This window comes from uncultured Helicobacter sp., from assembly GCF_937893305.1.
Taxonomy (GTDB): domain Bacteria; phylum Campylobacterota; class Campylobacteria; order Campylobacterales; family Helicobacteraceae; genus Helicobacter_D.
In genome coordinates this window covers 106,341-128,810 of sequence record NZ_CALBGN010000012.1, presented here as the reverse complement: position 1 = coordinate 128,810, position 22,470 = coordinate 106,341, and the positions used below count along the sequence as shown (strand labels likewise).

General features: G+C 33.2%; 23 protein-coding genes. 8 read left to right on the top strand and 15 right to left on the bottom strand.

The window, feature by feature from the left end:
- Window positions 1-9: 9 nt before the first annotated feature.
- Window positions 10-393 carry a DUF2603 domain-containing protein gene (locus Q0358_RS02660; RefSeq protein ID WP_299546742.1) on the bottom strand — a complete coding sequence of 128 codons (384 nt, stop codon included), beginning with the start codon at window positions 391-393 and terminating at the stop codon, window positions 10-12.
- Window positions 372-1,292: an ornithine carbamoyltransferase gene (argF, locus tag Q0358_RS02655; protein WP_299546740.1), complete on the bottom strand. Its 921-nt coding sequence runs from the start codon at window positions 1,290-1,292 to the stop codon at window positions 372-374. Before argF ends, Q0358_RS02660 begins: the two co-directional genes overlap by 22 nt.
- A gap of 64 nt (window positions 1,293-1,356) precedes the next feature.
- Between argF and hypA the strand changes: the two genes are divergently transcribed.
- The gene (gene hypA / locus Q0358_RS02650; RefSeq protein ID WP_299546738.1) at window positions 1,357-1,701 is read left to right on the top strand and encodes a hydrogenase/urease nickel incorporation protein HypA; all 345 of its coding nucleotides are present in this window, start codon (window positions 1,357-1,359) and stop codon (window positions 1,699-1,701) included.
- A gap of 70 nt (window positions 1,702-1,771) precedes the next feature.
- Here the strand turns inward: hypA and Q0358_RS02645 are convergent, their stop codons facing one another.
- The 7 genes from Q0358_RS02645 to glmU are packed head-to-tail and all read right to left on the bottom strand — an operon-like array spanning window position 1,772 to window position 8,984.
- Window positions 1,772-2,266 (bottom strand): chemotaxis protein CheW, encoded by a 495-nt coding sequence (locus tag Q0358_RS02645; protein ID WP_299546736.1) that lies wholly within the window; start codon window positions 2,264-2,266, stop codon window positions 1,772-1,774.
- Entirely contained in the window at window positions 2,266-4,668 is a 2,403-nt protein-coding gene (locus Q0358_RS02640) for a chemotaxis protein CheW (RefSeq protein ID WP_299546734.1), read from the bottom strand. Before Q0358_RS02640 ends, Q0358_RS02645 begins: the two co-directional genes overlap by 1 nt.
- Before the next feature lie 26 nt (window positions 4,669-4,694).
- Window positions 4,695-5,603 carry a chemotaxis protein gene (locus Q0358_RS02635; protein ID WP_299547047.1) on the bottom strand — a complete coding sequence of 303 codons (909 nt, stop codon included), beginning with the start codon at window positions 5,601-5,603 and terminating at the stop codon, window positions 4,695-4,697.
- A 49-nt stretch (window positions 5,604-5,652) separates the two neighbouring features.
- Entirely contained in the window at window positions 5,653-6,402 is a 750-nt protein-coding gene (locus Q0358_RS02630; protein ID WP_299547040.1) for a metallophosphoesterase, read from the bottom strand.
- Window positions 6,392-7,402: an N-acetyl-gamma-glutamyl-phosphate reductase gene (gene argC / locus Q0358_RS02625; protein WP_299546732.1), complete on the bottom strand. Its 1,011-nt coding sequence runs from the start codon at window positions 7,400-7,402 to the stop codon at window positions 6,392-6,394. Before argC ends, Q0358_RS02630 begins: the two co-directional genes overlap by 11 nt.
- Window positions 7,403-7,451: 49 nt before the next feature.
- The gene (thiS, locus tag Q0358_RS02620) at window positions 7,452-7,649 is read right to left on the bottom strand and encodes a sulfur carrier protein ThiS (RefSeq protein WP_299546729.1); all 198 of its coding nucleotides are present in this window, start codon (window positions 7,647-7,649) and stop codon (window positions 7,452-7,454) included.
- A 27-nt stretch (window positions 7,650-7,676) separates the two neighbouring features.
- Complete coding sequence (gene glmU, locus Q0358_RS02615; RefSeq protein WP_299546727.1) at window positions 7,677-8,984, bottom strand: bifunctional UDP-N-acetylglucosamine diphosphorylase/glucosamine-1-phosphate N-acetyltransferase GlmU; 1,308 nt, start codon at window positions 8,982-8,984, stop codon at window positions 7,677-7,679.
- 140 nt (window positions 8,985-9,124) lie between these two features.
- Here glmU and Q0358_RS02610 point away from each other — a divergent pair, with 140 nt between their 5' ends.
- Genes Q0358_RS02610 through trmA form a run of 4 tightly spaced genes read left to right on the top strand, consistent with a single transcriptional unit; the run spans window position 9,125 to window position 12,591 of the window.
- Window positions 9,125-9,889 carry a MotA/TolQ/ExbB proton channel family protein gene (locus Q0358_RS02610; RefSeq protein WP_299546725.1) on the top strand — a complete coding sequence of 255 codons (765 nt, stop codon included), beginning with the start codon at window positions 9,125-9,127 and terminating at the stop codon, window positions 9,887-9,889.
- A 3-nt stretch (window positions 9,890-9,892) separates the two neighbouring features.
- Window positions 9,893-10,735 carry a flagellar motor protein MotB gene (locus Q0358_RS02605; RefSeq protein WP_299546723.1) on the top strand — a complete coding sequence of 281 codons (843 nt, stop codon included), beginning with the start codon at window positions 9,893-9,895 and terminating at the stop codon, window positions 10,733-10,735.
- Entirely contained in the window at window positions 10,736-11,476 is a 741-nt protein-coding gene (gene fliP / locus Q0358_RS02600) for a flagellar type III secretion system pore protein FliP (RefSeq protein ID WP_299546722.1), read from the top strand.
- A gap of 2 nt (window positions 11,477-11,478) precedes the next feature.
- Window positions 11,479-12,591, top strand: a complete 1,113-nt coding sequence (gene trmA / locus Q0358_RS02595; protein WP_299546720.1) for a tRNA (uridine(54)-C5)-methyltransferase TrmA — start codon at window positions 11,479-11,481, stop codon at window positions 12,589-12,591.
- A gap of 838 nt (window positions 12,592-13,429) precedes the next feature.
- Here trmA and nhaA read toward each other — a convergent pair.
- Both nhaA and Q0358_RS02585 read right to left on the bottom strand, forming a co-directional pair.
- Window positions 13,430-14,755 (bottom strand): sodium/proton antiporter NhaA, encoded by a 1,326-nt coding sequence (nhaA, locus tag Q0358_RS02590; RefSeq protein ID WP_299546717.1) that lies wholly within the window; start codon window positions 14,753-14,755, stop codon window positions 13,430-13,432.
- A 9-nt stretch (window positions 14,756-14,764) separates the two neighbouring features.
- Entirely contained in the window at window positions 14,765-17,545 is a 2,781-nt protein-coding gene (locus Q0358_RS02585; RefSeq protein WP_299546715.1) for a RecB-like helicase, read from the bottom strand.
- A gap of 118 nt (window positions 17,546-17,663) precedes the next feature.
- On the opposite strand from Q0358_RS02585, the gene Q0358_RS02580 reads away from it, so the two are divergent.
- Entirely contained in the window at window positions 17,664-18,518 is an 855-nt protein-coding gene (locus tag Q0358_RS02580; protein WP_299546713.1) for a DnaJ C-terminal domain-containing protein, read from the top strand.
- A gap of 9 nt (window positions 18,519-18,527) precedes the next feature.
- Complete coding sequence (locus Q0358_RS02575; RefSeq protein ID WP_299546711.1) at window positions 18,528-18,896, top strand: helix-turn-helix transcriptional regulator; 369 nt, start codon at window positions 18,528-18,530, stop codon at window positions 18,894-18,896.
- Between the two features lie 139 nt (window positions 18,897-19,035).
- On the opposite strand, the gene Q0358_RS02570 is transcribed toward Q0358_RS02575, so the two are convergent.
- A complete protein-coding gene (locus Q0358_RS02570; protein WP_299546709.1) occupies window positions 19,036-19,737 on the bottom strand; it encodes a response regulator in 702 nt (233 codons plus the stop codon).
- An 81-nt stretch (window positions 19,738-19,818) separates the two neighbouring features.
- Window positions 19,819-20,124 (bottom strand): DUF2325 domain-containing protein, encoded by a 306-nt coding sequence (locus Q0358_RS02565; RefSeq protein ID WP_299546707.1) that lies wholly within the window; start codon window positions 20,122-20,124, stop codon window positions 19,819-19,821.
- A 160-nt stretch (window positions 20,125-20,284) separates the two neighbouring features.
- On the opposite strand from Q0358_RS02565, the gene Q0358_RS02560 reads away from it, so the two are divergent.
- The gene (locus Q0358_RS02560; RefSeq protein WP_299546705.1) at window positions 20,285-20,746 is read left to right on the top strand and encodes a Fur family transcriptional regulator; all 462 of its coding nucleotides are present in this window, start codon (window positions 20,285-20,287) and stop codon (window positions 20,744-20,746) included.
- A gap of 27 nt (window positions 20,747-20,773) precedes the next feature.
- Here the strand turns inward: Q0358_RS02560 and Q0358_RS02555 are convergent, their stop codons facing one another.
- Both Q0358_RS02555 and mqnE read right to left on the bottom strand, forming a co-directional pair.
- Window positions 20,774-21,229: a phosphoribosyltransferase family protein gene (locus Q0358_RS02555; protein WP_299546703.1), complete on the bottom strand. Its 456-nt coding sequence runs from the start codon at window positions 21,227-21,229 to the stop codon at window positions 20,774-20,776.
- Window positions 21,230-21,243: 14 nt separating this feature from the next.
- Window positions 21,244-22,296 (bottom strand): aminofutalosine synthase MqnE, encoded by a 1,053-nt coding sequence (mqnE, locus tag Q0358_RS02550; protein ID WP_299546701.1) that lies wholly within the window; start codon window positions 22,294-22,296, stop codon window positions 21,244-21,246.
- Window positions 22,297-22,470 lie beyond the last annotated feature (174 nt).

Here is a 22,470-nt window from a genome sequence, read left to right as displayed (position 1 = left end):
GACATCAAATTAATCTGAAAAACTAAGAAATAAATAAGGATAATGTTTCTTTAAATACTTCACAATAGTCTTTGGATCTTTTTTGTGATTTTGAATCTCTTTTAGAGCAATGCACCAAACATCATCAAAATCAATTGGCATATTTTTATAAATTTCTTTTTCAAGTCTAAAGAGATATTTATCATTCTCAAGGTTTTTAATCTCGCCCATAAGAGCTTGCATTGTTGTTTTTGAAACTAGATAAAATTCTGTTTTATTACTATCTAGTAATGTATAAATAGCGTTATCTTTAAGCGCAGCATCATAAGTTAAGGATTCCATATTTTTATGTTTTAATACTTCTTTGATGGTCTTGTGGCACTCTTGTGCTTCTATCGGTTTTGGTGTAGCCAAACCATTACTCCTTTTTGTGCGTGTAGGCGATTTTCTGCTTCTTGGAAAATTTTACTTTGCTTAGATTCTAGCACTTCTTCACTAACTTCTTGTTCTCGATATGCTGGTAAGCAGTGCAAAAAAATCGCATCATTTTTTGCAAATTGCATTAAAGTATGATCCACGCAATAACCTTGAAATGCTTTTTTTCTTGCTTCTTTTTCGCTTTCTTGCCCCATAGAAGCCCACGTATCTGTCGTAACGACATCGGCATCTTTTACTGCTGCTTTTGGGTCTTCATTAACGACAATTTTAGCACCAGAAAGCCTTGCAAACTCTTGTGCTCTTTTTAGAATAGTAGGGGAGGGCGCATACTCTTTTGGAGAAGCAATGCGTAGTTCAAAACCTAATTTTGCAGCAAGCATTAACCAAGAGTGCGCCATATTATTGCCATCTCCAATATAAGCAACAATGGGATTTTGATCTTTGTTATGCTCTTGCATTGTGAGATAATCTGCAAGCAACTGCATTGGGTGAAAATCATCACTTAAACCATTGATAACAGGGACGCTAGAGTAGTGTGCAAATTCTTCTAGGCGACTATGTTCGTGCGTCCGCATCATAATTAAATCTACCATTGATGAAAGCACTCTAGCGGTGTCTTTAATAGGCTCACCACGCCCAAGCTGTGTGTCGTTGCTAGAGAGAAAGATACCTTGACCGCCCAACTGATAGATTCCAGTTTCAAAGCTTACGCGTGTTCTTGTAGAATTTTTTTCAAAAATCATACCAAGAGTTTGGTTGGCAAGCGCAGTGCTGTATTTTTTGGATTTTACTTCACCTTTTAAAGTTTTAGCAATCTTTAGAATTTCTAAAATTTCATCTTTGCTAAAATCGGCTAAAGTTAAAAAATGTCGCATTAATAGACCTTGTGTAAAATTTCAAAGTGTGTATAATACAATAATTTTTTAAAAAAGGGTTAAAATGCACGAATTTTCTATTGTTTCTTCACTTTTGGAATCTTGTGAAGAAATCGCTAAGGAGAATCAAGCAGATAAAATTATTGCCATATATGTAGAAATAGGAGAGAGAAGTGGTGTAAATCCAACTTTATTGCAAAGTGCTTTTAGTGAATTTAAGATAGGTAGCAAATGTGAAAATGCAGAGCTTAATCTTACCTTTAAAAAAGTAAAACTCACTTGCAAGAGTTGTGGAGAGATTAGTGAAGCTGTCGAGATAAACTATACAAAATGTCCAAAATGTTCAAGTGAAGAAGTGTTGATTTCTGCAGGAAATGAAATGTTGCTACTGCGCTTAGAGATGGAGTGAAAGCTGGAATCGCATTTGATTTTGGATTCCAACTTTTATAGATTAAGAAAGCTCTCTTAATTAATTAAAATTAAAAAGTGCGTTTTAATAATTCTTCTGGACGCAAGATTGTGATGAGCCTATCATCTCTCTTTCCAACTCCATAAATGAGGTTTTCATCTTGCTGCGTAATTGTTTCTGGTGTTGGGTCAATATCAGACTCTTTAATTCTAACTGCTTCTGTTAAACGGTCAATAATAAATCCTGCGCGCTCTTCTTGATTTCTAATAACAATATAGCGTGTATCTTCTGTTGGTTTCTCATAAGGGAGTCCAAATTTCAAACGCAAATTAATTAATGGCACAACCCAACCTCTCATATTAAATACTCCTAAAACATAATTAGGAACCCCCGGAACTCTTGTGTATTCTAAAGGTTTGATAATCTCTTGAATGCTAAGAATTGGCACAGCAAATTCTTCAGTCCCTACCACAAAGGCAACAAGTTGAATAACATTTTCAGTTTCTGCAATAGGTTTTTTTTGCTCTTGTTGTTTTTGTAAAACATCTTTTAGTTGATTACTCATTATTCTGTTACCTCCACGGTTAAATTAATATTGCGTTTAACGACATTCATTAAATATTCTGGTGAATAAGGTTTTGTGATATATTCTGTCATTCCAGATTCTACACCGCGCATTCTATCTGTTTTACTTGTTCTGCTTGTTACGGCAATAAGTGGTAAATTTTTGAATTTCGCGTATTTTCTAATTTCTCCTGCAAGTGTATAACCATCCATTTTTGGCATTTCAATATCAATCAAAATTGCATCAAAATTTCCATCACCATCTTTAACAATATCTAGAGCTTCTACACCATTTGTTGCTTCAGTAATTGAGATACCAAGAGGTTTTAATGATTTTTTCATAATACTACGATCTGTCATAGAATCATCAACAATTAAGACTCTATAATCGCTAGGAGAGCTTTTCTCTTTTCTAGCCTCACTTTCTTGTTTTAGCTTGTTAATGCTAACTTTTACATTTTTTGCCATTTGCATCATTGCTGCAATATCTACAATTAAAGTTACTCTACCATCTCCACGGATTGTTGCCCCAGCAATTCCTTCTGTTCCTTTCAAATAAGAGCCAAGCGATTTAATAACAACCTCTTCTTGTCCAATTAAGAAATCTACAATTACACCAATTTTATTTTCTGCAAGTCCAATTACAACAACATAGGCTTGTTCGGAATTATCAAAGACGGAATCCACACCAAAAATATCTGCCAAACGCACAAGCGGCAAGACTTCATTTCTTAAGCGTAGAACACTTTTGTTTTCTACAGTATAAATTTCATCTTGGGAAATTCTAACCGTTTCAATGACTGAAGCAAGAGGAATTGCATAAAATTCTTCTTGAACTCCAACAAGAAGAGATTGAATAATTGCAAGGGTTAAAGGAATTTTTAATTTAAAAGTTGTGCCTTCTCCTAACTCGCTATCAACATCAATGATTCCATTGAGTTTTTCAATATTTGTTTTAACAACATCCATTCCAACGCCACGACCACTAACATTTGTAACAACTTTTGCTGTTGAAAATCCTGCTCTAAAAACCAAAGAATATGCTTCCTTATCTGTCATTGTATCTGCTTCTCTTTCGCTGATAATTCCCTTTTCTACAGCTTTTGCCTTAAGAATTTCAGGATCCATACCGTGACCGTCATCTTTAATTTCTACAACGATATGATTTCCCTCGTTATAAGCTTTAAGATTAACAGTTCCTTGTTCGCTTTTCCCTGCTGCAATTCTATCTTCTTTGGGTTCAACTCCGTGGTCACAAGCATTTCTAATTAAATGCACAAGTGGATCTCCAATTTCTTCAACAATAGATTTATCAAGTTCTGTTTCTTCACCAGTGATAATTAGATCAATGTTTTTGCCAAGCTCCCTTGAGAGATCACGCACCATTCGTGGGAACTTGTTAAATACTCTTCCAATAGGTAACATTCTTGTTTTCATAACTGCAAGTTGAATATCTGTGGTTACCATTGATACAGAAGCAACAACTTGGTTTAATTCTTCTAAGAATTTTTCACCTTCATAGCGTTCTTCTACATCATTGTAAATTTTAATTAAGCGGTTCTTACCTAAAACTAATTCACCAATAAGATTCATTAAGCTATCAAGTCTTTTTACATCTACACGAATCGTTTGTTCAACCGCTGTTGCAGGAGCCTTATTATCATCTCCTCCAGATTTTGTGGTTGTTTTTGGAGTTGTATTTTCTGCTTTTGAGATAGATTTTGGCGTTACAGATGTAACAGGAGCTGCCTTGGGGACATTTGGAGTAGCTTCAGCAGAAATTTCACTAGGTGCTTGAATGTCATTAAGCTCGCCTTTGGCGCGTTTTGCCTCGCGCTTTTGTTTGTCTTCTTCTTGGCGCTTATTAAGTAGGCGTTCAATTTCTTTTTCAACTTCTTCTGGTGACATACTTGCATAATCTAATTCTGGTTCTTCTTCTGTGGACTCTCGTGCAGATTCACTTATTTCTGGAGTGTTTTCTACTGAAGTCGTAGTGCCTGGAGTTTCTCCTTTTGAAATAGAGTCTAAGCGTTGTATTGTATTGTCGATATCTCCTTCTAGTCCTGTATTACCATCTGTGCCTGTATCCCTGATTGCATTGAGAAGCTTCTTCATATAATCAATGGATTCTAAAACAACATCCATAATATCAGGAGTGATTGTCAATTCACCGTGTCTTGCCTTATTTAAAACATCTTCCATATGGTGTGTTAAGCGTGTTAGCACAGAGAAGTTTAAAAATGATCCTGAACCTTTGATTGTATGCGCAACTCTAAAAATTCTATTTAACAAATCTAGGTCATCTGGATTATTTTCTAATTCAACTAAATCTTGATCGAGTTGTTCAATCATTTCAAACGCCTCAATGAGAAAATCCTCTAGTATTTCTTGCATTTCGTCCATAATATACCCTTTCTTTAAAAGTTTAATTAATTTTCATTATAGTATTTGTTGATAATTCGTGAAACTTCATCGTGAAACTTATTACCATCAAATTTAACAAGATAAGACTCAGCTCCTGCCTCTTTTCCGCGATCTTCACTGAATTTATCGCTAATTGAAGAGCTAAAAATTATAGGAATCTTAGAAAATCTTGAATCTTCTTTTGCTTTTGCAGCAAAGTGGAACCCATCCATTTGTGGCATTTCAATATCTGAAATGATAATTTTTAAAGTTTTTGTTAAATTATCTCCATAAGTTTCATAAAGCTTTTCAAGTTTTTGTAGCCCAGATTCCCCGTCATTTGCCTCTACGACATCAAAGCCCATTTTTTCTAAAAACTCTTTAATAATTTTTCTAGCAATAGAACTATCATCTAATACGAGAACAAGTCCACTGAACTTATTATAAGCCCTTTCTGAACTAATTTCTGGTTGATAGAATCCTAATTCTTGAACAATGCTTTCTAAATCCAAAATTAACAAAACTTGATCCCCTTCAATCCTGGTTACACCGGTAATTTTGTTTTTATCCATTGTTGCATCAGCAGAAGAACTAAAATGTGCTGGTTCAATGTCTTTCCAATTAATGCGACGAATACGCTTCGCTTCATGGACAATAAAACCTATCATAATATTATTAAATTCTGCAATGATTACGCGTGGTTTTATTTTTTTGTTCTTCGGAATTTCTACATGCATCCATTTTGCAAGGTTGATCACCGGAATAACAACTCCACGTAAATCAAAGATTCCTTCTATATAATCTGGAACACCAGGTAGTTCTGTGAGTTCTGGAAGTCGTATAATTTCATTAACTTTGGCAACATTAATGCCATAAATGCCTTCATATTGTTTGCCTTTTTCGAGTTTATGAATTCTAAAATCCACTAACTCCATTTCATTGGTTCCCACTTTTAGGGCATCATCTTTTTCAAAGCTTGACACTTTAAGACTCCTTTAGGGTTAAACAATTATCGTCGCATTTTACAATAAAATATTTTTTTTTACAAGCAAAAAAAGGCAAGCAAATGTAATTAATGTTTTGATATTTAATGCAATTACCTCGATGAAAATGCCCTTCAATAACATAAGAGTCATTGGGAATGGATATTCTTTTTTGGTATTTTTCAACGCGCATTTGTGCAAAATTTATGAAATTTTGATAAAAATATGATTCTTGTTTTTTCTTTTTGATATTTTTATTTTGTAAAAAATATATGATTTTAGGATATAAAAAGTTTGAAAAAAAATTTAAAAAAATAATGAAAAATTTATTGCGAATAATTTTTGAAAAGATTTTATAATGCCAACTTAAAAGGATGTCCCCGTGTGCAAGGTAGGCGTTTTTGTTGTTAAATTGACATAAAATTGGCTGTGCATTTAATGGAAAATAAGAGATGTTTTCAAAAGTTGGAATCTCCTTTAATAAAAAGTCGTGATTACCTTCTAGATAATATACTTGATGTTTTAGTGAGAGTTGTTTTAAAAGTTCTAGTGTGTGTTGATTGTCTTTTAAACTTTGCGGAACTAAACCTACAAGAAAATCAAAAATGTCTCCCATTAAGAAAATCTGTCGTTTTTTAGATTCCAAAAGTTCGGTAAAAATGGAATCTAAAGTGTTTTGATAGAGGCTGTTATGATGAGAGTCTGCGATAAAAATCGCATCCTCTTCTATGATAATAGGTTTATGGCACATATGCAATTTGTGGTAGTCCTAAATTTTCATCAAACCCAAACATTAAATTTGCATTTGCGAGAGCTTGTGAGCTTGCACCTCGCAAGAGATTATCAATACTAGAAGTGATAAATAAATCTTTACCATCTTTTTTGGCATAAATATCACAAAAATGCGTCCCAGAGACATTTTTAATCTGAACACAATTCTCACGCACTCTAATGAAAGGTTCATCTTTATAGCGCGCATGTAAGATTTCAAGAGGATCAATATCTTCTTTCAAGCGCGCATAAATAGAAATCAACATACCTCGCGTTAGAGGAATTAAATGTGGGACAAAAAGTGTTTTAAGTTGCACTTTTCCGATTTTTTTTAGTTGTTCATTAATCTCTGGAGAATGACGATGGCTAATGGGTGAATAGGCAAAAAGATTTTCATTGATTGTTACAAAATGTGAAGTTTGTGCAAGCTTTTTACCTGCGCCACTTACACCACTTTTTGCGTCAATATACACACTTTGTGAAATATCAAGATATTCAACAAAGGGTAAAAGTGCTAGTAAAGTTGCAGTAGGATAGCAACCTGGATTTGCTACAAGATTCGCTTGAGAAATCTCTGTGCGATTGTATTCTATAAGCCCATAAACTGCATTTTTCAGATTTTCTTTATCATTATGTGTGCAATAATATTGTTCGTATTTTTCTAAACTTAAACGATAATCAGCAGATAGATCTACAACTTTAAGGTTTCTTTCTAGTAAAGTCTTTGCATATTCCATTGCTTTTTGGTGTGGTAAGGCAAGAAATACTAGCTCACATTCTTGCGCAATTTTTTCTATATTTACTTCTTTAACAGGGAGCTTAAGAACATCTTTTAAGCTAGGATGTAAATTTGCAATATCTTGATAATCCTCACTTGCATAAATGCTAGAGAGTGTAAATTGTTCGTGCATTAGTAGGAGTTTGACTAGCTCCAAGCCTGTGTAGCCACTAACTCCAATAATGGAAGTTTTTATGCTCATAATATTCCTTAAAAATAATAACTTTATATATTGAAATGGATTCCATTTTTTAACCGCCACCCATAAAGGTTAGACACTCAATTACATCGTTTTCTTTAAGGAAATAAGATTCCCATTTTTCTTGTTTGATAATTTCCATATTAATGGCAACTGCTATGCTTTTGCGATCTATTGCATACTCTAATAAAAGATCTAAAATAGTTTTGGATTCTGTATTTATAGGATTTCCATTAAGTTTAATTTGCATTGTTTCTCTCTTTAAAAAGCCGTTATTTTATGCTTTTTTGTTGAAAAATTTATAAAAAAATCCTTCTTTAATAATTTCTTTGCCGCAAGTTATAAATAATTCTCCCCTTTTTAGATTCCGTCTTATTGTGCTTCCAGCCCCTATAATACAATCATCTTCTATTGTTAAAGGCGCAACTGCCTGTGAATCGCTACCAATAAACACATTTTTGCCAATTTTGGTTTGATGCTTACCCTTTCCATCATAATTGCAAGTGATAAAGCCAGCCCCAATATTTGTGCCACTTTGAATTTCACTATCGCCAATATAGCTTAAATGTCCAGCTTTTACACCATTTAAAGTGGATTTTTTGACTTCTACAAAATTTCCAATATGCGTATTTTCTAGCACGCTTTGTGGGCGTAAATGCGCTAAAGGTCCAACATCACTCTTTTTAATAAAGCTAGATTCTATCACACTATGCGCTTTAATGTGTGATTCTATGATTTTAGAGTTTCCATAAATGCTTACGCCATTTTCTACAATACACTCACCGCTAAATTCTACACCTTCTTCTATATAAATTGTGTTTGGCAAGTGCATAATCACACCTTGTTTTAGCCAAAACTCTTTAATGCGCTGACTTAAAATCTCTTCAGCATTTGCCAAATCTAGCTTATCATTAACGCCTTTGAAGTTTTTAAGTTCTACAAATAAAGGAGCAATTTTTACATTATCCTTGCGCGCAAGTGCAATAACGTCAGTCAAATAATATTCTTTTTGTGCATTGTTGTTGTGAAGTTTAGGGATATAGGAATCCAAAATATGCGTTTTAAAGCAATAAATCCCCGCGTTTAAAGTGCTAAGAGCAAGTGTTTTAGAATCCGCGTCTTTTTCTTCAATAATTTCTTTAACTTCGCCATTATTAACAACAACACGCCCGTATCCATTAACATTTGGTAAATCTAATACACTCATTACAATTTCTGCATCATTGTACAAGAACTGCTTAAGTTCATCTGCTTGGATTAAAGGCATATCCCCATTTAAAACAAGAACTTTTTTATATTTTGGACGATAAGTTTTTAACGCACCACCAGTGCCAGGAAAGTTTTGCAAATCTTGAAGTAAAAAGTGGACTTTATCGCCAAAATATTCTTGCATTTTTTCTTGGATTCTTTCATTTTCAAAACCCAAAACCACGCACACATCATCACTTAAGCGCAAGGATTCTTTAATGCTGTAATATAACATTTCTTTGCCACAGATTTTATGAAGCACTTTTGGGGTGTTAGATTTCATTCTTGTCCCCTTGCCTGCAGCTAGAATTACGATTGATAAAGTATGATTTTTCATTACGATCCCATTATGATTTAAAGTTAATTTAATCTGATTTTAACACAATAAAGTTTAGAATTAGGACATTTTTTATAAGTTTTTTGAAGTAAATTTGACAAAACATATTTTTGGTAGAATACATCATTTGGAGAGAAGACATGGATTTAGGCACAGTTGTAGGAATGTCGCTATCTTTTATTTTGCTAGGAACAGCGATGATGTTGGGAGTAGGAATCGGTCCTTATTTGGATATTCCTTCCATTTTGATTACAGTGGGTGGTTCTATCACAAGTTTGCTAATTGGTTATAAAATGGAAAGCATGAAAAAAGCTTTTACTTTTTTTATGATTGCATTTAAACCGCAAACCTTTGATGTTCCGGGTCTTATTAAAAAGCTTGTAGATTATTCTACGCAAGCAAGACGCGATGGAATCTTATCGTTGGAGCAACAATCCAATCAAGAGGATAATGAGTTTTTAAAGCGCGGATTAAATATGGCAATTGATGGTGCTGAACCTGATAGTATTCGCGATTTGCTAGAAACTGATATGGATAGGACGCTTGATAGACATAAAGCAAATGCCGGTATCTTTGATACTTGGGCGGCGTATGCTGGAGCTTATGGAATGTTAGGAACATTAATTGGTCTAGTTGCGATGCTTTTAAATATGTCTGATCCTGCTTCTATTGGTCCTGCGATGGCGGTTGCGCTTTTAACAACTTTTTATGGTTCTTTTATCGGAAATATCGTAGGATCACCTATTGCAAATATTTTAACTATTCGCGCAAATGATGAAGCTCTTGTAAAGCTTTTAATTATTGAGGGGATTATGTCTATTCAAGCAGGAGATAATCCGCGTGCATTAGAGGCAAAGTTGCTAACATTTTTACCACCAAATCAACGCGTTAGTCAATTTGAGTAAGAAATGGCAAAGCGCTGTCCTCCCTGTGATTGTCCTAATGTTCTGCCGCTTTGGCTAGGAACTTATGGTGATATGGTTACGCTGATTCTTACCTTTTTTATTCTGCTTTTGTCAATGGTAACCTTTGATGCAAAAAAGCTCACAGAAGCAGAATCTAGCTTAAAGGGTTCATTGTCTCTTCTTAGTGGTGGAATTAAGATTGAGCCAGATAATACAAGAATCCAGCAACAAGCAGATATAACCGTTGAACCAGAAAGTGCTGAGGAAGTGCGTTTAATTGAAAGTGCAATTTTAGATTTTAAAGAAAATATCAAAACCTCTTTTGGTCCTTCAAATATTATAGATGAAGGAAGTGAAGGATTTATCTTGCGCTTTAATGGTAAGCTTTTGTTTGATGAGGGAGAGATTACCTTAAATGATGCTGATGAAGTGCTATTTCTTAAACGCCTTGCTTTAATTTTACAAAAAATGTCATCCACACTTCATTTAGATGTGATAGGCTATACAGATAATCGTGTAATTACTCCTACGCCAAAATACAAAGATGATATAGGTTTAAGCGCACTTAGGGCTTTAGGGGTGCAGCGCGTGTTATTAGAAAATGGTGTAGATCCAAAGAAAATGACGGCATTGGGTAATGGTGCTACAAATTTTGTCCTACCAAATACCACAGAAGAAAATCGACAAAAAAATCGTCGCGTGGAGTTTAGAATCTATCCTAATGATAGACATCTGCAAAAAACACAAAGCATTTTAGAACAAATTATTGAAAAAAAGCAATTTGAGAATAATGTAAGCAAGGAAGAAAATATGGAATCCAAAATAGAAGAAACAAGGATACCTTAAGTGTTACGCTTAGTTTTTATTCTTTGTGTTAGCTTTCTTGCTCTTTTTGGAGCTCCTGAAGCCCCTACGATTCCAACTGTGGATTTAACGCTTCGCGCGCCAACAGAGCCGGGAGATTTGGTTACAACGCTAAACATTGTTGTTATTTTAACACTGCTTGTTTTAGCACCATCACTAATTTTAATGGCAACAAGTTTTGCTAGGATTTTGATTGTTTTTTCTTTTTTGCGCACTGCAATGGGAACGCAGCAATCTCCTCCTACACAACTTTTGGTATCTTTTGCACTAATTTTAACAATGTTTATAATGGAGCCTGTAGCAAAAGAGGGTTATGAAAAGGGTATAAAGCCTTATATTGCAAAAGAGATTCCTTATGATGAGGCTTTTTTGCGCACATCTCAACCCTTTAAGGATTTTATGATTAGAAACACGCGCCCTAAGGATTTGGCTCTTTTTTATAGAATCCGTAATCTTGAAAATCCGCAAACTGCGCAAGATGTGCCATTGAGTATTGCTTTACCAGCTTTTATTATTAGTGAGATGAAAACAGCCTTTCAAATTGGATTTTTATTGTATTTGCCTTTTTTGGTTATTGATATGGTTATTAGCTCAATTCTTATGGCAATGGGTATGATGATGTTGCCGCCGACAATGATTTCTTTGCCTTTTAAGATTTTGATTTTTATCTTAGTAGATGGGTTTAATCTCTTAACAATGAATTTAGTGCAGAGTTTTCGGTAGCAATGGCGTTAGTTTGTGAATATTTAGGTAAATGCGGTGGTTGCTCTAATCTTACATTAGAATCCAAAATCCATTTTTCTTCTACTCTTTTGGGGGTTCAGAACTTTTTGGTTTTTAAAAGTGTGGAATCTAATTTTAGAGCGCGTGTGGAGCTTGGAATCTATCACGATTATAATGAGATTTTTTACACAATGCGCGGAGAAAAAGAACGCTTTGTGAAGATTGCAAATTGTCAAAATCTTCTACCAAATCTCCAAAAAACACTGCCTGTTCTTTTGGGGATTTTAAATACAGAAGAGTTTAGCGCATTTAAGGAGCGTTTATTTAGTATAGAAATTCTTGCAAACAACAATAACGCTTTGCTTTTAACACTAATTTATCATAGAAAACTAGAAGAATCTTGGCTTTTAGGCGCAAAGACTTTAACGGTAAAACTAAAAGAGCATTTAGGATTCCATTTTGAGATTATTGGGCGTTCTCGTGGAGTGAAGCTAGTTTTAGAAAAAGATTATTTAATGCAATCTTTAGAGATTTTAGGCAAGCACTTTTATTATCGCTATGATGAAGGGGTTTTTACACAGCCAAATACTGCGATTAATCAACAGATGATTACTTGGGTGTTAGAGCATTTAAAATCAGGTGGAGATTTGCTTGAGATGTATTGTGGTTGTGGAAACTTTACAATCCCATTGTCTTTTAGCTTTAATAGAGTTTTAGCTACCGAAATTTCTAAGACATCTCTTAATGCCTTAAAGGTCGCTTGTCAAACCAATCAAATTTCAAACATTTCTTGCGTGCGACTTAGTGGAGCAGAGTGCATAGAAGCTTTAAATGGTGCAAGAAAGTTTAATCGTTTAAAAAACATTGACTTAAACACATTTAATTTTAAAAGCGTTTTTGTAGATCCCACTCGTTGTGGGATTGGAAAAGAAGTCTGTGAGTTTTTAAAGCGTTTTGAGCAGATTATTTATATCTCTTGTAATCCAATCACTCTAGCACAAGATTTAGAGATTTTAAAGCAAACACATCAGATACAACATACTGCATTTTTTGACCAATTTCCACACACAAAACATTTAGAATGTGGAGTGATTCTGAAAAAAATTAAAGTTTAAAAAGGAGTTTTTAATGCTTTCATCGTTGTATTAGAATTATGGAGAAAGAAATCTTGGAGATTCATTAAATGAAAATGTTTGTGAGAGTCTTTTTTTATTAAAATTGCCCCCCTTTCGAACTTAACTATGAAACTTTATTAAAATTTGAAGCAACATTTATTGGAAGCGCGCTAGGATGGTTAATCACGCCTAAAATTTTAAAATACAATATGCAATGGTAAGATAGAGTTAATTCTGCAGAACCTATTAAAGTTTGGGGATCGGGATTTTAATGAATCTTTTATTTTGAAAGAATAAGCTTTCGTGCAAGATTGAAGTTTATGTATTAAAAGAATAAAAAATAAAAAATATTTAGAAAATATCACAAGGGTTAGTTTTAAAAATGTTTCGCTAGAATATCCAAGAATCCTTGCTGCTAAACTCATTTAAAAACAAGAGAAAAAATATTGCTTTGGAATTATTTCACATCATAGTGAAGTGCATTTGTCAATCTTTAAGTATTTAACATAAGTGTTAAATAATGCGATATTTATAGATGTGCGTGGAGATGTTTTAGAGACACTGCAAATAATTGTGCAATGCAAATAGTTTTGGGATTATAAATACAAGAATTTTGGCTATAAATACAATGAGAATAGAGCAAAATTACAAATTCATAGATTATATTATTCAGCTTTATCATTTAGATCAGCATTTACAGCTTGATTTACAAAGGATAAATCCTAGATAGCATATCTCTTCAAAAGGAGATTAAGAAGAACTATTCTATTGAGTGTTGAATACTTAAAGAAAAACAAAAACAGCTTTTGGAGAATTTCCCATTAAGAGCAAAAGCTCTTTAATGGTGTGTAATCTTATCGCGCACAAGAAAAAATATACTTCCTAAGATTCCAGCAGTGAGTGAAGCAATTAAGATAGAGATTTTTGCAACATCGGTAGCAATTAATGCGTGTTCGCCAGAAAAAGCTAGGTTTGTTACAAACATTGACATTGTAAAACCGATTCCACCTAATGCGCCAGCACCAAAAATTTCTACCCAAGTTACTCCATTTGGGCGAGTTGCGATTCCAAGTTTTTCTGCTAAAAATGTAAATAAGAAAATTCCTACAGGCTTGCCAACAACAAGTCCTAAAAAGATTCCAAGAAAGACATGATCTACGCTAAAATCAATGTTTGATCCAATCGTAACTCCTGCATTAGCAAATGCAAAAATTGGCATAATTAAAAAACTACTATAAGGAGCAAGAGCGTGTTCTAAGCGCAAAAGAGGATTTTGCACTGCTTTTTTCTGATTGCTAATTTCACCTAATGCGTGGATTTGTTCATTTTGTAAAAGGATTCCATATTTTTCTTTTTCAGCTTGTTTAAAGTGATCTACAATTTTTGTAATTTTCTCCATAAAACGCATTGTATCAATCTTTGGTGCAACAGGGATTGTAAAGGCAAGCACAACAGCAGCAATTGTTGCATGCACGCCACAACTATGCACAGCAATCCATAAAAACACTCCTAAAATCATATAAGGAGTGAGTGCTTTAACCCCAAGTTTATTTAATGCAACAAGTAAAACTACAATCCCAGCAGATACGCCAAGCCAAGCAAAAGAGATTCCACTGGAATAAAAAAGAGCAATCACAATAATCGCACCTAAGTCATCTGCAACTGCTAAAGAAACCAAAAAGACCTTAACGGAAACCGAAACACGTTTACCAAGAGTAGCTAAAACTCCGAGCGCAAAGGCAATATCTGTTGCCATTGGAATCCCAAATCCGTGTTCAGAAGGTGTTCCGCCATTTAAAGCAAAGTAAATCAAGCCCGGTCCTACCATTCCCCCAAGTGCCGCAATAATAGGAAGTGCTGCTCTTTTAAATCCTGCAAGTTCCCCAAAAAGCACTTCGCGTTTAATCTCTAAGCCTACAACCAAAAAGAAAAACGCCATTAAAACATCATTAATCCAATGTTCTAAGCTCATTCCAATAAATGTTCCATTAATGCTAAAACCAAATTGTGTTTTCCAAAGTGCCGCATACGCTTCGCTTAATGGAGAGTTTGCAACAATCATTGCCAAAACCGCACAACAAAGCAACAAAATCCCAGCAAAAGATTCACTTTGTGTAAGCTTGCTGAGTGCTTCTAAAAAACTGCTTTTATTTTCTGCTTCCATACTTTTCCTTTATGTGATTTCGATAAGTTTTCCTTCTTGTTCTTCTTGTGTGTAAAAGACATAACCATAGGTGTTTTTACCCAACATTTTACCCACAGATTCCATATATTCACGCACCTGTATTTTATGGGATTCATCTTGCTTACCACTTTTATAATCCACAATCCAAACGGAATCTTCCCCTTCGACAAAAAGATCAAGGCGTTTTTCTCTGCCATTTGACAAAAAAGGAATTTCGCATTTTACCTTGCCTTTAGCTATTATTTCAATAAAATTTTGATTTTTTAAGATTAAATTACTACGCAAAATAATTGTCTCTAATTCTGTAAAATCTAAGTAAAATCCAAATTTATTCTTTAAAATTTCTAAAAGCAAAGTATCTTTTAAATTAAGTTTTAATTTTTGTTCCATTGCAAAGTGTAGAGCGATTCCATAATAAATTTTTTTTAGATTTTTTTGTGTGAAGTTTATTGTAGAGTTAGAAGTTTGAATATCTCTTTGGCGTCCTTGATCTTCTATGCTAAGTTTTTTTTGTAAGATTTGATTGAAACTTGTATCCGGTTTTGTTAAAGGATTTTGAGTATTTTTATCTTGTAAGACTCCATAGGTGGAATCCTCTAAATCCACAAAAGCTCCTTTATCCTTTGATTTTATAATGTGCATTGTTTCTTTGGCGCGTGTTAAGGCGACATAGAGCTGATGTTGTAAATCTTTTGCTTCTTGTGCTTTTTCTTTTGCAAGAGCGTTAGAATAGTTAGAATCCAAACTTTGACGTACAGGCTTACTGTATTGAAAAATATTTTGAATTGCGATTCCATCTTTATCAAATTCAAAAAATACTTTAGAATGTTGTGTGCCGCTACGATTTGATTTATCTATAATGATTACATTTTCAAACTCTAGCCCTTTAGATTTATGAATTGTCATAATACGAATTCCACAAAAATCACTAGAAACAATGTCCAAAGATTTTTTCTCAATATTTTCTAAAAGTTCTGTAATGTTGGAATATTCTAGAGTGGATTCTAAAAATTTCTTCGCGCTTAGACTTGCGATATTATATCGCTCCATAATTTTTAAAATCAGTTTTGCTGGAGTTTTTAAGCGTTGTATATCTTGTAAAAAGATCTCAAATGTGGAATCCATTTCTAAGCCTAAAAGCATAAAAAAGGCTTCCTTGTATAAAGCGTTTTGCGTGGTAATGTGTTTTAGAAGTTCCAAGATTGCACGCACTTCATTGTGATTAACAAGTTTTACACTTGTATCAATGACAACCTTATAATCCTGCTCTTCCAAAAATTGTGCCAGCTCTACAACTGCTTTATTATCAAACACTAAAATTGCAATGGAATCTTCTTTAAAATTCAAGTTTTTAAGTTCTTGTATGGTGTCTAATGCACCTTGATAAAGTGCATCTTTTTCATAACTTTTTACTCTAACAAATCCTTTATTTGTAGATTTTGGAGTTTGTGGAATAAAGTTTTTTATCGTCTTTTTAAAAGTGCGATTGACAAATTCTACGATATGAATTGCACTACGATAATTATCCTTCAAGTTTATTTTTTGCATTCCCTTGCTTGCCAGATTAAAAAGTTCTGGATTGCCACCACGAAAACGATAAATAGACTGCTTAATATCCCCTACATAAAAAAAACTGCGTGTAAAGTTTTTTTGCCCAACTCCTGCTTTTATCTCATCAATTAAGGGTTCTAAAATGCTGTATTGCAAAATGCTTGTATCTTGAAATTCATCAATTAAAATATGACTAAGTGTGCTATCAAGCCTAAAATACAAAAAGTCCTTATCAATAGAATTTTCTTTTAAAAGTTTATGCACTTTTGAAGCTATCGCATTAAAACTTAATGTATTATTCTCTCTATAAAACTGCTCTTTAGCATTTAAAAAACCTATAAAGATTGCATAAATTGCACTTAGATATTGTGCTTCTCTTTGTTGTAAGGCATAGGTGACACATTGTTTTAACTGCTGAAAATCATTAGAATTAAAAGGCACTTTAGAAAATCCTTTATATTCTTGTAAAGTTTCTTTTGTTAGCCAAGTTCTGCCTTTTTCTAGCAAGTCTTTAAAGCTATTAACATTTAGAGATTCTGATATTTTTCCGAAAAAATTATAATAAGCTTCTTGTAATTTTTGTGTATATTTTAAAGATTCTTTTTCATAATCAAGGTTAGGATTTTGTGGGATTGTTTTTAAAAAATGCGTGTTTTCTAAATTCTCTTTAAAGGCATCTAAAAATACACAAAGCTCTAAAATAGAATCTAAATTTTGATGCTCTTTGAAACAAAGATTTAGGAGATTTTGAAATGTAGAATCGTTTAAGTTTTTTAAAAAAATCTCACAAATGCAATCTAAATCATCATCTTCAAGTTCAAAATCATATTCCACACCCACATACCAGCAAAAGTTTTTTAAAATTTTTTGAAAAAACGCATCAATAGTGGTAATCTTTAAATCTTGGCTTAAAAATGCTTGATAGATGCTTTGGATTTTATCCTCTATGGCTTTCCACTCTTGCGGATTTGTTTCATCATTTATAGGGATAAGCTCAAATCTTTTTATATATTCTTTATTAGTTTTATTATAATAAAGCTCTTCAAGGCAATGTGTAATGCGTTCTTCCATTTCTTTTGCGGCTTTTTTGGTAAAGGTTAAGGTTAGAATGCTTGAAGGTTTTGCGCCCAGCAGTAAAAGCTTCAAATAACGCCTTGTAAGTTGATAAGTTTTTCCACTGCCTGCACTTGCGCTTAATGATAATAGTGGATATTCCATAGTTTTCTCCAAAAAACATAAATTATAACATTTTAAAAAGTTAAAATAAAGTTGATTGACATAAACTAAAGTTTTATAATATAATATACTAAAAGTTATGAATTTTTAAGGAAAATCAATGTCAAAAAGTCTTTATGAAACGCTAGAAGTTACACAAAATGCAAGTGCAGATGAGATTAAAAAATCCTATCGTCGCCTTGCACGCAAATATCACCCTGATATTAATAAAGAACCTGGAGCAGAGGATAAGTTTAAAGAAATTAATGCCGCTTATGAAATTTTAAGTGATGCGGATAAGCGCAAGCAATATGATCAATTTGGAGATTCTATGTTTGGTGGGCAAAATTTTCACGATTTTAGCCGATCTCATAGTGGAATGAATCTTGATGATATTTTAAGCCAAATTTTTGCTGGTGGCTTTGCACAAGGTGGTTTTGGTGGTGCAGGGTTTGGGGATTTTGGAGGCTTCAGAAATGCTCCCAATCTTGATGTTAATGCGCAAATTACGATTCCATTTACAACAGCACTTTTAGGGGGTGTGCATAATGTTCATATCCAAAATAACAGCTATGATATTAAAATCCCAGCAGGCGTTAAAAGTGGAGAAACAATCCGATTAAAAGGAAAGGGGAATAATTTAGGAGGACAGAGTGGAGATTTGCTTTTAAAGGTTAGTGTTGCTTCACATCCGAAATATACACAAAATGGGGATGATTTAACAATGTCTTTTGATGTGCCATTAAAAATGGCTTTATTTGGAGGCAAAATGGAGATTGAAACATTGCGTAAAACACTTACCTTAAAAGTTCCAAAAAATACTAAAAATGCACAGAGATTTCGCGTTAAAGAGCTTGGGGGGTATAATCGCAAAAGTAAAACTTATGGAGATTTGTATTTAGAGGCAAATGTTGTTTTGCCAAATAGCGAAACACTTCCAGAAGAGTTAAAAGAAGCGTTAGAGAAATATTTATAAGGAGAACAAGTGTATAGTTATGATGAGCCTGTTTATTTAATTAGTGTTGTAGCAAAAATTTTATCTATTCATCCACAAACCTTACGTCAATACGAGCGTGAAGGGCTTGTGGAGCCTGGGAGAACAGATGGTAAAATGCGTCTATACTCTCAAAAAGATATTGATAAGATTAAAACAATTTTGCGTTTAACTAGAGATTTAGGTGTAAATTTAGCGGGTGTAGATATTATTATGCGCCTCAAAGATAAATTAGATGAACAAGATAGAGAAATTGAAGAATTGCGTTTAAATTTAGAGAAGCTAAAAGTAAACCAACCTAGCAAATCTGTGGTAAAAAAGCAAAGCTCTTATGAAGTAATTATTTTTGAAAAATACTAGAAGTTAGAGTAGTGGTAAAGACTTTTATTTTATTAATTTGCGTAATCTTTATATTCAACGCGTGTTCTTTTAAAGGCTATGCAAACTCCAGTGGTGGAGTATTAGGGCATACGCAATGGCAGCTAAGTTTTTAAACTTTTTATACTTCTTTTTTATTGAGTTGAAGTTTATAGCCAAGTCGTGATTGATTGCGGATTAAATCATAATAGGTTTTGCGCCTAATCCCATTGATGTGCATGCGTAGAGAATCCATTGTCATTTTTTGCCCATTCCACACTTTTTGATTAAATTCTTCATAGGTAACAGGATAGCCATTATTTTCTAGCAATAAGTCTAGAATTTTGCACTCTCTATCTGTGAGCTCAAAAACTGCAAATCCCTTTAAAATAGATTTATCGCGGCGACGATATGCAACGCCTTCTCCAAGATCAATAATGTTTTCTTTATTAAGATTCTTATTAATGTTTAATAAAAGCACAAAAAGCTCTTCTAAATCTACTGCTTTTTTTATGAGTGATGTCGCATTAAGTTTAACCATTTCTGCAACTTTTTCTTCATCACTATAGGCTGTCATAAAGATTACAGGGATATTGGGATTAATTTTTCGCATACTTTTCACCATTGCAATTCCATCTAATTTCCCACCAAGTTTTACATCTGTAATTACAATATCAATCATTTCGTCTTTGAAATGCTTTAGAGCAATTTCGCCTTTTTTTACTGCAATGACTTTCTTGCAACGGCGTTCAAGTGGAATCCTAAGTAAATCTAATGCAATAGGATCGTCTTCAACGATGAGTAAAGTTAGTGTGCTTAATGGCTCTAATAATTCTGGTGTCATTGTAATTTCCTAATTTATGACTTTTGATTTAGAGCTAGATTGTATGCTATAAAAATTAAAAAAATAATTAAGCTTTAAGACTTATTTGCAGAAACAAGCTTTATCGCAACCAAAAATTTTTATAAATTCACAATATAGGCAACTTACGCTACGCTTAGTGCAAATGACTGGAATCTCTTTTCTCTTAGCAGCATTGCGGAATTTTCTCATTGTATTATGGTTTAAAAAGTTTGTAAGTATCACTAAGCACGCAATATTTTGTGGTAAATCTTTATGATTAACGCTTTCTTTTCTGCCATTCCAATGTGTGATTTTTTCACAACCAAGATTTTTAAGAACGGCTTTTATAGGTGTAATTTCATCTCCACCGATAACCAAAACAGACATTTTCTCTCCTTGTATTAAGTTTATAAAACCACAAAATAATAATTAATATCAACTTAATAAAAAATAAAAATAATTCTTATTTTAATTTTGATTTATTGTATACTTTTTGATACAATAGCAGATTTTAAGATTGAATCCATATTTAGAAAGGATTTTATAAATGAAGAAATACAAAGAATCCCTAAAGACAATTTTAGATAGATTGCATTTATCTATCAAAAAAAATAGTTTAAAAAATTCCAAACAAAGAGAGTTAATTTTAAAAGTTATCTATGAAGATGGAGGGCATCTAAGCCCTGAAGATATTTTTACAATCATTAGAAAAACCTGTAAAAATACGAGTATTTCATCAATTTATAGAATTTTATCTTTTTTAGAAAAGGAAGGGTTTGTAAGTTCTATTGAAGTAGATAAGAGTGGCAAGCGTTATGAGATCGCAAGTGGTTTGCACCACGATCATATTATTTGTGTAGAGTGTGGAAAAATTGAAGAATTTTGTAATGATGAAATTGAAAAATTACAAGTTGATGTAGCAAACTCCTATAAAGGAAGACTTGTGGGACATGATATGATGCTTTATATTGTCTGCAAAGAATGCTTAAGCGAAGAAAATAAAAATTAGATTCCAATTATGAAATCTAATTTTTATCTATTGTTTTTCACGCATTGATTTAACAATATCAACTTCCCAAAAAAACTCTACCCAATCTTTAGCTTCACGCAGAACAAAATCTGGTTTAAAGCTTGCTGTCGGCTTGTGAAAAATACACGCAGTTTTAAAGTCCATATTTGAATAAATTGTGCTTAAAATTGTATGCACTTTTTCCATGCTTGTGCCACTATCAACAATTTCATCAACAATTAAAATGCGTTGATTTCCGTTAAGTTCTGGGATGTTTGAGATTTGAATTTCCTGTTGCACTTTATTGAAAAATGAAGAAGCGTTAATTGTAAAAATGCGTCTAAGATCCAACGCAATCCCTAAAAAATGAGCCATTGTCAGCCCTCCACGTGAAATTGCAACAATCGCATCAGGATTAAAATCAATTTGATTAACAAGAAGTCTCATATCTTCTTTAAACATTTCATAACTATAATATTGCATTGCTTCTCCTTTTGTTAATAAGTTTTAATAATATTATAAAGACTGTCTCTCTCAACTGGGATAAATCCTGCATCTTTAATTTCAGCAATCAATGTATCTTTTGCAATTCCATATGCACTTTTACTTCCGCTTGCGCTTTGAATTGCTTCTCTTTGGATTGTACCATCAATATCATCTGCTCCAAATTCTTGTGCAACAAGAGCCAAATTCAATCCCAAAGTTGCCCAATATGCTTTAATGTGTGGAATATTTGGCAATAAAATCCTAGAAATTGCGATGGTTTTTAAGATTTCTTGACCACTAGGAAATTCTTTGACTTTTAGAAAATTATTTTCTTTTTGATAGACTAGAGGGATAAAAGCATTAAAGCCTCCACTTTTTTCTTGTTGATGATAAAGACGCAATAAATGATCAATGCGATGTTCGCGTGATTCTATGTGTCCAAAAAGCATTGTTGCGTTAGATTTTTTGCCTAAAGAGTGCCAGATTTCGTGAATTTCTAACCAAGTTTTAGAATCCACTTTGCCTTTGCAAATATAATCACGCACTTTTTCATCAAAAATCTCTGCGCCTCCACCTGGCATAGAATCTACGCCATTTTGCGCCATTAAATCCAATACTTCCTTGTGACTTTTGTTTGAAATCGTGCTTAGATAATGCACTTCTGCGGCAGTTAATGCTTTGATATGCACCTGCGGAAATTCTTCTTTAAGTGTTCTAAAAAGATCCAAATACCATTCTAGGTTAAGTTTTGGATTGTGTGCGCCTACAATATGTAACTCCAATGCTCCTGCCTTTATGGAATCTCTAGTGATTTTTAGAACTTGTTCTTTATTCATCGTGTAAGCATTAGGATTTTTTCTGTGTGCGGAAAATCCACAAAATTTGCAAATATCTGCACATTGATTAGTGGGGTTGATGTGGCGATTAGAGTTAAAAAAGACTTTTTTGTCAAAATATTTTTGTCGTAAAGAATCAGCGATTTCTCCAAGCCTAAAAAGATCTAAAGAGTAGAGTTGTAACGCATTTTTTGGATCTAAAAAATCCGAATAATTATAGTTCTGCATTGATAACCTTAAAAGCTTTTTATTTTAAAAGATCAAAATTATACAAAAAATGTTTATAATTTGCATTATTTCGTAAAACAATAAAAGGCAAGCATTTGATTTTATGTATTTTTTATAAAATTTAAATAATAATTGCCTTATTTAAATTCTTAATATTTTGTTGTATCAAGGAGA